Here is a 10,407-nt window from a genome sequence, read left to right as displayed (position 1 = left end):
GGGGACCCTGTGGGAGAGTAGGACACCGCCGAACAATTTTTATGGAAGAGGCCCGGCCTCGGATCTTAGGATCCGACGCCGGGCCTCTTTTGCGTCTGCGGTAGAGTCTGGCCGGAAACGTCAGGACATACATACAGGAGGGGCCCCGGTGGAGGTCCAGGAGACAAGGGTGCAAACGGATCGGATCTTCACGATCCCCAACATCCTGAGTATGGCCCGCCTGGTGGGCGTACCCGTGTTCCTGTGGCTGATTCTGTGGCCCGAGTTCGGCGGACCGAAGGCTGACGGCTGGGCGCTGCTCGTACTCGCCCTGAGCGGCATCAGTGACTATCTGGACGGCAAGCTGGCCCGGCGGTGGAATCAGGTCAGCAGTCTCGGCCGGGTTCTCGATCCCGCGGCCGACCGGCTGTTTGTACTGTCCACGCTGGTAGGACTCACATGGCGCGACATCCTCCCACTGTGGGTAACGGTCCTGCTGCTCGCCCGTGAGGCCGTGATGGCGGTGATGCTGCTGATTCTGCGGAGGCACGGGTACGGACCTCCCCAGGTGAACTTCATCGGGAAAGCGGCTACCTTCAACCTCATGTACGCCTTTCCGCTGCTCCTCCTGAGCGACGGAAGCGGATGGCTTGCGACACTGGCGTCTATTTTCGGCTGGGCGTTCGCAGGTTGGGGTACAACCCTGTACTGGTGGGCAGGGATCCTCTATGTGGTGCAGGTCCGCCGACTTGTGCGGGCGGACACCACGGCTGACTGAGTCACGAGGAGGACGTTCCGACATGAAGGCGGTTGTCATGGCCGGCGGTGAAGGCACTCGCCTTCGCCCAATGACCTCGAGCATGCCCAAACCTCTGCTGCCAGTGGTGAATCGCCCGATCATGCAGCATGTTCTGACACTGCTCAAGCGGCATGGACTCACTGAGACGGTGGTGACTGTCCAGTTCCTCGCCTCCCTGGTGAAGAATTATTTCGGGGACGGCGAAGAATTTGGAATGGAGCTCACCTACGCCAACGAGGAGAAGCCGCTGGGGACGGCCGGAAGCGTCAAGAACGCCGAAGAGGCGTTGAAGGACGACTCCTTCCTCGTGATCTCCGGTGATGCCCTGACGGACTTCGATCTCACCGAGCTGATCGAATTCCACAAGGAGAAGGGAGCCATGGTCACGGTCTGCCTGACCCGGGTCCCCAATCCCCTCGAATTCGGTATCACCATCGTCGATGACGAAGGCAAGGTGGAACGCTTCCTGGAGAAGCCCACCTGGGGCCAGGTGTTCTCCGACACGGTGAACACCGGCATTTACGTGATGGAGCCCGAGGTCTTCGACTACGTCCAGGCCGACGTGTCCGTCGACTGGTCGGGCGACGTCTTCCCGCAGCTCATGAAGGAGGGCAAGCCCGTCTACGGCTTCATCGCCGAGGGCTACTGGGAGGACGTCGGCACCCACGAGAGCTACGTGAAGGCCCAGGCCGACGTACTCGAGGGCAAAGTCGACGTCGACATCGACGGCTTCGAGATCTCCCCCGGCGTGTGGGTCGCGGAAGGCGCCGAGGTGCACCACGACGCCATCCTGCGCGGCCCGCTCTTCATCGGCGACTACGCCAAGGTCGAGGCGGGCGCCGAGATTCGCGAGCACAGCGTCATCGGCTCCAATGTGGTCGTGAAAACAGGCGCTTTCCTGCACAAGGCCGTCATCCACGACAATGTCTACATCGGCCAGCAGACCAATCTGCGCGGCTGTGTCATCGGCAAGAACACCGATGTCATGCGGGCCGCGCGGATCGACGACGGCGCGGTCATCGGCGACGAGTGCCTGATCGGCGAGGAATCGAACATCGCCGGCAACGTACGCGTCTATCCGTTCAAGACGATCGAGGCCGGCGCCTTCGTCAACACCTCGGTCATCTGGGAGTCGCGCGGGCAGGCGCATCTGTTCGGCGCCCGCGGGGTGTCCGGCATTCTGAACGTCGAGATCACGCCCGAGCTGGCCGTACGGCTGGCGGGCGCGTACGCGACGACGTTGAAGAAGGGCGCGACGGTCACCACCGCGCGTGACCACTCACGTGGTGCGCGTGCGCTCAAGCGGGCGGTGATCTCCGCGCTCCAGACCAGCGCGATCGACGTGCGCGACCTGGAGAACGTGCCGATGCCCGTGGCACGGCAGCAGACCGCGCGCGGCAGCGCGGGCGGCATCATGATCCGGACCTCACCGGGGCGGCCGGACTCGCTGGACATCATGTTCTTCGACGAGCGGGGCGCGGACCTGTCCGCGGCCGGACAGCGGAAGCTGGACCGGGTCTTCGCCCGTCAGGAGTACCGCAGGGCGTTCCCCGGCGAGATCGGAGACCTGCGGTTCCCCGCCACGGTCTTCGACTCCTACACCGGCGCGCTGCTGCGGGCCGTGGACATCTCCGGGATCGCCGACGCCGGTCTGAAGGTCGTGGTCGACGCGGCCAACGGCAGTGCCGGGCTCGTGCTGCCCAGCCTCCTCGGACGGCTCGGCGTGGACGCGCTCACCGTCAACCCCGGTCTGGACGAGGCCCGTCCGACCGAGACCACCGAGAGCCGGCGGGCCGGACTCGTACGCCTCGGTGAGATCGTCGCCTCGGCGCGGGCCGCCTTCGGCGTGCGCTTCGACCCCGTGGGCGAGCGGCTGTCCCTGGTGGACGAGCGGGGCCGGATCATCGAGGACGACCGGGCGCTGCTGGTCATGCTCGACCTCGTCGCGGCCGAGCGCCGCAGCGGCAGGGTGGCGCTGCCCGTGACCACGACCCGGATCGGCGAGCAGGTCGCCGCGTACCACGGCACCCAGGTCGAGTGGACGACGACGTCGCCCGACGACCTGACCAGGGTCGGCAGGGCCGAGGGCACCATCTTCGGCGGCGACGGGCGCGGCGGCTTCATCATTCCGGAGTTCAGCAGCGTCTTCGACGGGTCGGCCGCCTTCGTGCGGCTGATCGGACTGGTGGCGCGTACGCAGCTCACGCTCAGCCAGATCGACGCCCGTATCCCGCGCGCTCATGTCATCAAGCGGGACGTGCCGACACCGTGGGCCGTCAAGGGTTCCGTGATGCGGCGCGTGGTGGAGTCGGCGGGCGACCGCTCGGTGGACACCACCGACGGCGTGCGCGTGGTCGAGGCGGACGGACGCTGGGTGATGGTGCTGCCCGACCCGGCGGAGGCCGTCACGCATCTGTGGGCGGAAGGGCCCGACGACACCTCCGCGGAGGCACTGCTCGACGAGTGGGCGGAGGTCGTGGAGAGCGCCGGGCGCTGATCCTTCGGCCGAACGGCGCGCCGTGAGGGGGCCATTCGAGTGTGGCGGCCCCGACGTGCGACGATGTGCGGCATGCCGCAGCAGCAACCCGATCGGAGCAGCCCCGTCCCCGGGGCTGCCCGGCGGCGTCCTGACGCCTCGATGTCGTTGCTCACCAACGTCATGGAGCACAGTCTCGACGACGGGTACGCGGAGGCCGCCGCGCGCCGCGGCGAGGTCGGCACCTCCAGGCTGCCGAAGCGGCTGAGCGGAAAGCTGGGCCTGGCCGCGGGTCTCGTACTCGCCGCCATCGTCGTCACGGTGGGCGCGGCCCAGACGCGGGTGGCCGCGCCCACCGAGGCCAAGGAGCGCCAGAAGCTCATCGACCAGGTGAAGACCGAGACCGACAGCGCCGACAAGCTCCAGAGCAGTGTGGACGGCCTGCGCGACACCGTGGCCGCCGAGCAGCGGGCCGCGTTGGAGGACCACGGCGGCGACAGCAGCGCCTTGGTCGAGTTGCTGTCGGGCGCGACCCCGGTGGACGGTCCCGGCGTCAAGCTGGTCGTGGACGACGCCAAGGAGGCGTCAGAAGGCGGCACAGGCGGCCCGCGGGAGAGCAGCGGCTTCTCCGACACCGGCAGGGTCCGCGACCGCGACATGCAGCGCGTGGTGAACGGGCTGTGGTCCTCGGGAGCCGAGGCGATCACCGTCAACGGCCAACGGCTCACCGCACTGTCCGCCATCCGGGCCGCCGGTGACGCCATACTGGTCGACAACAAGCCGCTGGCGCCGCCGTACACGGTGCTGGCGATCGGGGACGGGGAGCGGTTGAGCGCGGCATTCCAGGACAGTGCGGACGGTCAGTACCTGCACGTCCTGGAGCAGAACTACGGCATCCGCGCGAGCATCTCCGTCCAGGGCACGCTGCACCTGGCCGCCGCGCCCAGCCTGATCGTGCGGTATGCCAAGCCGGTCCCCGGCCAGCAGAAGGCGGACTCCGCCACAACAGGGAAGGGTTCGAAGTGATCGCCGTACTGGGCCTCGTCGTGGGAGTCGTGGTCGGGCTCGTGGTCCGTCCCGTGGTGCCGACCGGGGTCGAGCCGTATCTGCCGATCGCCGTCGTCGCCGCTCTCGACGCGGTCTTCGGCGGCCTGCGGGCGATGCTGGACGGGATCTTCGACGACAAGGTCTTCGTGGTCTCCTTCCTGTCCAACGTGGTGGTGGCGGCGCTGATCGTCTTCCTCGGCGACAAGCTCGGGGTGGGCGCGCAGCTCTCCACCGGCGTCGTGGTCGTCCTCGGCATCCGGATCTTCTCCAACGCGGCGGCCATCCGCCGCCACGTCTTCCGGGCGTGACGACGGTATGAGCGACGAGCACCACGAGTCCGCGGACGACGGGCGGGACCGCCAGCAGCACGGCCCGGCCCACGCCGCGCACGATCACGAGCCCGCCCACGCCGCGCACGCCCATGAGCCGGAGCACGCCGCGCCGCCGGTCACCGGGCGGCAGCGCCTGGTCGCCGGGCTGTGGCCGCCGCGGCTGTCACGCGCCCAGCTCACCGTGGCCGTCCTGCTGTTCGTCCTCGGCCTCGGGCTGGCGATCCAGGTCAGCTCCACGAGCGACAGCGGCGGCGCGCTGCGCGGCGCGCGCAAGGAGGACCTGGTCCGCATCCTGACCGAGCTGGACAACCGCACCCAGCGGCTCGAGGACGAGAAGCGGGGTCTGGAGAGCCAGCGGTCGGAGCTGGAGACCAGTTCCAACCAGGCCGCGGAGGCGCTCAAGCAGACCCAGGCCAAGGCGCAGCAGCTCGGCATCCTGGCGGGCACGGTGGCCGCCCAGGGGCCGGGTATCACGCTGACGATCACCGACCCCAAGGGCGGTGTCCAGGCCGACTCGCTCCTGGACACCCTTCAGGAACTCCGGGCGGCCGGTGCGGAGGCGATCCAGATCAACGATGTACGGGTCGTCGCCGACACGTACTTCACGGAGGGTACGGACGGTGTGCTCATCGACGGCCACAAAGTGTCCCAGCCGTACGAGTTCAAGGTGATCGGAAATCCGCAGGATCTGGAGCCCGCCCTCAACATCCCGGGCGGGGTCGTGCAGACGCTGGAGAAGGAGCAGGCCACGGCCGATGTCGTCAGGTCGCAGAAGATCGTTGTGTCCGCCTTGCGGCCGTCGAAGCAGCCTGACTACGCTCGGTCGTCATCCCAGTGAGGCGGGGGGTCGGGGCATCTGTGGGGTGCTGTGTGGTGGAAACTGTGTGTAGCGAGGGTTCGTCCTGCCCCACGGGCGGGTCTGTTTCTTTCAAGGGGAATCGCCCGTGAAGTTGTTTGGGAAGTTTTTCGGCAAGAGCGCGCGGCAGTCGGGTGACCCGGCGACGGCGCGCCACCGTGCTCCGCGGAACACCGGGGAGGAGAGCCAGTCCGGCGACCGCCCGCTGTTCCGGCACGAGGACCAGCAAGGCGGCGGTGACTTTTCCGGTGGCCCCGGCGTGGCGCCTGTTGACCCTGCCTCGTCCCCCCGCATAGGTTTCGGGGAACCATCAACCTCAACCCCGGGTGGAGGGTTCGGCTTGCCGGTTTGTACGAGGTGCGGGCACACGAACGCGGAGGCGAGCCGCTTCTGCAACAACTGCGGCGCGCCGCTGCGCGGTTCAGGGGCCGGGCAGGAACGCGCGTCCGAGACCACCTCCACGATCTCCATCTCGGGCCTCGAGGCGTACGAGGCGGAGGTCACCGGCCAGCATGTGACGCCGTCGCTCTCCTCCGAGGCGCAGTCGGCCGTGGACGCGTTGCCGATGGGCTCCGCGCTGCTGATCGTGCGACGGGGGCCGAACTCGGGCAGCCGCTTCCTGCTGGACGGTGAGCTGACCACGGCCGGCCGCCACCCGCAGAGCGACATCTTCCTGGACGACGTCACGGTCTCCCGTCGCCATGTGGAGTTCCGCCGCGGCCCGGACGGCGGCTTCACCGTCTCCGACGTCGGCAGCCTCAACGGCACGTACGTCAACCGGGAGCGGATCGACGCGGTGCCGCTGTCCAACGGTGACGAGGTCCAGATCGGCAAGTACAGGTTGGTCTTCTACGCGAGCCAGCGGGGGATCTAGCTCTTTATCCCCCGGACCCGGTCCGGGGGACCCCAGGGAAGGTGTTCATGCCGAGAACGCAGGGCGGTGCCGGAGACGGCACCGCCACCGCCGACAGCGCGCTGTTGAGCATCGGCGCCGTCCTGGGGCAGCTCCAGGACGAGTTCCCCGAGGTCACCATCTCCAAGATCCGTTTCCTGGAGGCCGAGGGTCTGGTCGAGCCGCAGCGCACCCCGTCCGGATACCGCAAGTTCGCGGCCCGTGACGTCGAGCGGCTCGCCTACATCCTGCGCGTGCAGCGCGACCACTACCTGCCGCTGCGGGTGATCAGGGAGCACCTGGACGCGCTCGACCGCGGCGAGCACGTGGCGCTGCCGGGTCCCGCGGAGTCCAGGGAGGCCCAGGAGGCCGCCATCGAGCCCCAGGCGCCCGCGGAGCTGCGGATCGGCCGTACGGAGCTGCTGGCGGCCACCGGGGCCGACGGCGAGGAACTGGACCAGTGGGAGTCCTACGGCCTGGTCGAGGCCGGCCGGGACGGCGGATACGACGCCGACACGGTGAACATCGGACGGCTCATCGTCGACCTCGGCCGTTTCGGGCTCGAACCGCGCCATTTGCGGGCGGTGAAGGCCGCTGCCGACCGGGAGGCGGGTCTGGTGGAGCAGGTCGTGGCGCCGCTGCGGCGGCACCGCAATCCGCAGACGCGCACCCACGCCGAGGTCACCGCGCGCGAGCTGGCCGCGCTCTCCGTTCGGCTGCACGCGGCGATGGTGCAGTCCGCGCTGCGGGTCAAGCTCCTCTGAGCGGTTTTTCGGTTTTTCCCACGCCCTGTAAAGGCGCCGGTACCGGGCGGGTACGGGCTTTTCAGCGGTCTCCCGCGGGGCTCGTGCCGACTTTGTGCCGGGCTTCACGAAGCCGCCGAAGTCCGGCCCAGGGGGTGCCCGACTACCCAAACCCGGCAGGCACGTCCTAGGGTTGCTGTGTGAACGAGCTCGACGTTGTGGGTGTCCGGGTCGAAATGCCCTCCAATCAACCGATCGTGCTCCTGCGTGAAGTGGGAGGCGACCGGTACCTGCCCATCTGGATCGGGCCGGGAGAGGCGACGGCCATCGCTTTCGCGCAGCAGGGCATGACGCCTGCGCGACCGCTCACGCATGACCTCTTCAAGGACGTACTCGAAGCGGTCGGACAGACGCTGACCGAGGTCCGTATCACCGACCTGCGCGAAGGCGTCTTCTACGCCGAGCTGGTGTTCGCCAGCGGCGTGGAGGTCAGCGCCCGTCCGTCCGACGCCATAGCCCTCGCGTTGCGCACCGGTACGCCGATCTACGGCAGTGACGGGGTGCTCGACGACGCCGGGATCGCGATCCCGGACGAGCAGGAGGACGAGGTGGAGAAGTTCCGCGAGTTCCTCGACCAGATCTCGCCCGAGGACTTCGGCACGAGCAACCAGTGAGCCGTTCCCGATACCGGGACACGCCAAACCACTCGTGGGGTGAATATCACTCGGCGTGCCGAGTGTGGCGATCGTTGACGCACCCCTGGCGACTGCCTACCTTCGGAGAGGAAAGTCCCGATGGCACGTGCACGCGGCCCCGGGACGCGAAGGGACGGAGGGCGGCGTGAGAAGCACCGGCGACGGTCTGGCGACCGGCGGCCCGTATCCGACCCAGGGGGCACTGGCGCGCGCCACCGCTGACGCGGGCGGCGGCGGGGCGGCACAGGACGTACCGCCCGAGCAGATCGGCTACCGCGGGCCCACCGCGTGCGCGGCGACCGGCATCACCTACCGCCAGCTCGACTACTGGGCCCGTACCGGCCTGGTCGAGCCCAGCGTCCGCCCCGCCTACGGCTCCGGCACGCAGCGGCTCTACAGCTTCCGGGACGTCGTCGTCCTGAAGATAGTGAAGCGGCTGCTGGACACCGGCGTCTCGCTCCAGAACATCCGGACGGCGGTACGGCACCTGCGCTCCGTCGGGCCGACGGAGCTGGCCAGGATGACGCTGATGAGCGACGGTGCCACGGTCTACGAGTGCACCTCGCCCGACGAGGTGGTGGATCTGCTCCAGGGGGGCCAGGGGGTCTTCGGCATCGCCGTGGGCGTGGTCTGGCGGGACGTGGAGAGTTCGCTGTCCCAGATGCACGGGGAGCGGGTGGACACCGGCGAGACCCTGGTCGGCGACAATCCGTCCGACGAGCTGGCGAAGCGGCGCAATCGGGCGGTCTGAACGGCTCACCGACGCCGTGCCGTACACGTGTACGGCGATTGTCGGTGTCGTGCGGCACGATCGGTACTTGTGAGAAGTGCGCCGACGATCCTGCATCTGGACATGGACGCGTTCTTCGCCGCGGTCGAACAGGCGTCGAAGCCGAGCCTGCGGGGCAAGCCGGTGGTGGTCGGCGGCCTCGGCCCCCGCGGCGTCGTATCGACCGCGTCCTATGAGGCGCGCGTCCACGGCGTCCACTCCGCGATGGCGATGGCCCACGCCCGCCGCCTCAGCCCCAACGCCGCCTATCTCGTACCGCGCTTCGGCATCTACCGGCAGATCAGCGAGGCCGTGATGGCGCTGCTGCACGAGGTGTCACCCCTGATAGAGCCGCTGAGCCTGGACGAGGCGTTCGTGGACCTGGAGGCGGGCGGGCACGGCGCGGACCCGCGGGCGGTCGCCCGGCGGCTGCGCGCCGAGATCCGGGCCAGCACCGGGCTCACCGCCTCGGTGGGGCTCGCCGGGTCGAAGCTGCTGGCGAAGATCGCCTCCGAGCAGGCCAAGCCGGACGGCCTGGTCGTCGTCGAGCCCGGCACCGAGCGCGCGCTGCTCGAACCGATGCCGGTACGCACCCTGCCCGGCGTCGGACCCGCCACCGCCGAGCATCTGCGGCGCGTGGGCATCACCACCGTCGGCGAGATCGTGCACGCGGGGGAGCCGGAGCTGGTCCGGCTGCTCGGCAAGGCGCACGGCACGGGCCTGCACTCGATGGCCGCCGGCCTCGACAACCGCCCCGTGGTCGCCGACCGCGACGTCAAGTCCATCTCCGTCGAGGACACCTTCGACGCCGACCTCACCGACCGCGCCCATGTGCGGTACGAGATCGACCGGCTCGCCGAGCGCTGCGTGCAGCGGCTGCGCGGCGCGGGCCGCTCCGGGCGGACGGTGGTCGTCAAGGTCCGCAGATACGACTTCTCGACCCTGACGCGCTCCGAGACGCTGCGGGCGCCGACCGACGACCCGGGACTCGTACGGGAGACCGCCAGGCGGCTGATGGAGGCCGTCGACACCACCGGCGGTGTGCGGCTGCTCGGGGTGGGCGTCGCCGGGCTCGCCGACTTCACGCAGGAGGATCTGTTCGCGCACGCGGCGGGGGAGGGCGAGGAGGACGAGAACGCGCCCGAGGAGCTGCCCTCGGCGCCGCCGCCCGCACCGGAGCGGGCCAGGCTCTGGTGGCCGGGCCAGGACGTGGAGCACGAGACGTACGGCTCCGGATGGGTGCAGGGAAGCGGGGTCGGGCGGGTCACCGTGCGCTTCGAGGTGCCCTCGGACACCGTGCCCGGCCGGGTGCGGACCTTCGCCGTGGACGACCCGGCGCTCGCGCACCGCGATCCGCTGCCGCTCGACCCGGGGGAAGCGGCGGGTGCGGGCCGGGGGAAGGAAGAGAGTCCGGACAAGGGGGAGGAGGACGCTCAGTCCTCGCCCGCGAGCCGCCCGAAGTCCCGGTCGGGGGGCGGCGGCGGCTCCGAGCCGGACGTCGGCACGTCCATCCCGTAGTGGTGGTAGAGCTGCAACTCCTGCTCCGGCGACAGGTGGCGCCCCACACCGAAGTCCGGCGCGTCCCTGATCAGCGATTTCTTGTACGGCACCCGCAATTCGTCGTCCACCACTTCGCTGGGCTCCAGCGGTACGAACGCGTCGCGCGTGAACAGCCCGGTCCTGACGGCCGCCCACTCCGGTATGCCGGTCGCGTCGTCGAGGTACACCTCGTCCACCGTGCCGATCTTCGTACCGTCATGGTCGAAGACGCGGCGGCCGATCAGGCTGCGCGGATCGATGTCGGTCTGCACGGTCCCTC

At 69.4% G+C, this 10,407-nt stretch carries 11 protein-coding genes; 10 read left to right on the top strand and 1 reads right to left on the bottom strand.

Annotation, left to right across the window (positions count from 1 at the left end; genetic code table 11):
• Nucleotides 1-148: 148 nt before the first annotated feature.
• The 10 genes from ACIQCJ_RS32580 (at nucleotide 149) to ACIQCJ_RS32535 (ending at nucleotide 10,106) form a co-directional block, all read left to right on the top strand.
• Nucleotides 149-757 carry a CDP-alcohol phosphatidyltransferase family protein gene (locus ACIQCJ_RS32580; RefSeq protein WP_355335745.1) on the top strand — a complete coding sequence of 203 codons (609 nt, stop codon included), beginning with the start codon at nucleotides 149-151 and terminating at the stop codon, nucleotides 755-757.
• Nucleotides 758-779: 22 nt separating this feature from the next.
• On the top strand, nucleotides 780-3,275 hold the full coding sequence (locus ACIQCJ_RS32575; RefSeq protein ID WP_355335743.1) for a mannose-1-phosphate guanyltransferase: 2,496 nt from the start codon (nucleotides 780-782) through the stop codon (nucleotides 3,273-3,275).
• Nucleotides 3,276-3,338: 63 nt separating this feature from the next.
• A complete protein-coding gene (locus tag ACIQCJ_RS32570) occupies nucleotides 3,339-4,280 on the top strand; it encodes a DUF881 domain-containing protein (protein WP_391051111.1) in 942 nt (313 codons plus the stop codon).
• On the top strand, nucleotides 4,277-4,609 hold the full coding sequence (locus tag ACIQCJ_RS32565; RefSeq protein ID WP_033175851.1) for a small basic family protein: 333 nt from the start codon (nucleotides 4,277-4,279) through the stop codon (nucleotides 4,607-4,609). Before ACIQCJ_RS32570 ends, ACIQCJ_RS32565 begins: the two co-directional genes overlap by 4 nt.
• 7 nt (nucleotides 4,610-4,616) lie before the next feature.
• On the top strand, nucleotides 4,617-5,471 hold the full coding sequence (locus ACIQCJ_RS32560) for a DUF881 domain-containing protein (protein WP_402713407.1): 855 nt from the start codon (nucleotides 4,617-4,619) through the stop codon (nucleotides 5,469-5,471).
• Nucleotides 5,472-5,829: 358 nt separating this feature from the next.
• On the top strand, nucleotides 5,830-6,363 hold the full coding sequence (locus ACIQCJ_RS32555) for an FHA domain-containing protein (RefSeq protein ID WP_355335734.1): 534 nt from the start codon (nucleotides 5,830-5,832) through the stop codon (nucleotides 6,361-6,363).
• Between the two features lie 47 nt (nucleotides 6,364-6,410).
• A complete protein-coding gene (locus tag ACIQCJ_RS32550) occupies nucleotides 6,411-7,145 on the top strand; it encodes a MerR family transcriptional regulator (RefSeq protein ID WP_355335731.1) in 735 nt (244 codons plus the stop codon).
• A 179-nt stretch (nucleotides 7,146-7,324) separates the two neighbouring features.
• Nucleotides 7,325-7,798, top strand: a complete 474-nt coding sequence (locus ACIQCJ_RS32545) for a bifunctional nuclease family protein (RefSeq protein ID WP_031518684.1) — start codon at nucleotides 7,325-7,327, stop codon at nucleotides 7,796-7,798.
• A gap of 166 nt (nucleotides 7,799-7,964) precedes the next feature.
• Nucleotides 7,965-8,570 carry a MerR family transcriptional regulator gene (locus tag ACIQCJ_RS32540; protein ID WP_355335727.1) on the top strand — a complete coding sequence of 202 codons (606 nt, stop codon included), beginning with the start codon at nucleotides 7,965-7,967 and terminating at the stop codon, nucleotides 8,568-8,570.
• A 69-nt stretch (nucleotides 8,571-8,639) separates the two neighbouring features.
• Complete coding sequence (locus ACIQCJ_RS32535; RefSeq protein ID WP_401854876.1) at nucleotides 8,640-10,106, top strand: DNA polymerase IV; 1,467 nt, start codon at nucleotides 8,640-8,642, stop codon at nucleotides 10,104-10,106.
• On the opposite strand, the gene ACIQCJ_RS32530 is transcribed toward ACIQCJ_RS32535, so the two are convergent.
• The gene (locus tag ACIQCJ_RS32530; protein ID WP_401719789.1) at nucleotides 10,022-10,399 is read right to left on the bottom strand and encodes a PRC-barrel domain-containing protein; all 378 of its coding nucleotides are present in this window, start codon (nucleotides 10,397-10,399) and stop codon (nucleotides 10,022-10,024) included. The genes ACIQCJ_RS32535 and ACIQCJ_RS32530 overlap by 85 nt on opposite strands.
• Nucleotides 10,400-10,407 lie beyond the last annotated feature (8 nt).

This window comes from Streptomyces sp. NPDC093221, assembly GCF_044753885.1.
In the GTDB taxonomy this organism is placed as follows: Bacteria; Actinomycetota; Actinomycetes; order Streptomycetales; family Streptomycetaceae; genus Actinacidiphila.
This window is presented reverse-complemented; position numbering and strand designations above follow the sequence as displayed.

Bases quoted from the DNA above. Each gene is read 5' to 3' on its own strand.
- ACIQCJ_RS32575 (WP_355335743.1), top strand. From the start codon at position 780: ATGAAGGCGGTTGTCATGGCCGGCGGTGAAGGCACTCGCCTTCGCCCA.
- ACIQCJ_RS32570 (WP_391051111.1), top strand. From the start codon at position 3,339: ATGTGCGGCATGCCGCAGCAGCAACCCGATCGGAGCAGCCCCGTCCCC.
- ACIQCJ_RS32560 (WP_402713407.1), top strand. From the start codon at position 4,617: ATGAGCGACGAGCACCACGAGTCCGCGGACGACGGGCGGGACCGCCAG.
- ACIQCJ_RS32550 (WP_355335731.1), top strand. From the start codon at position 6,411: ATGCCGAGAACGCAGGGCGGTGCCGGAGACGGCACCGCCACCGCCGAC.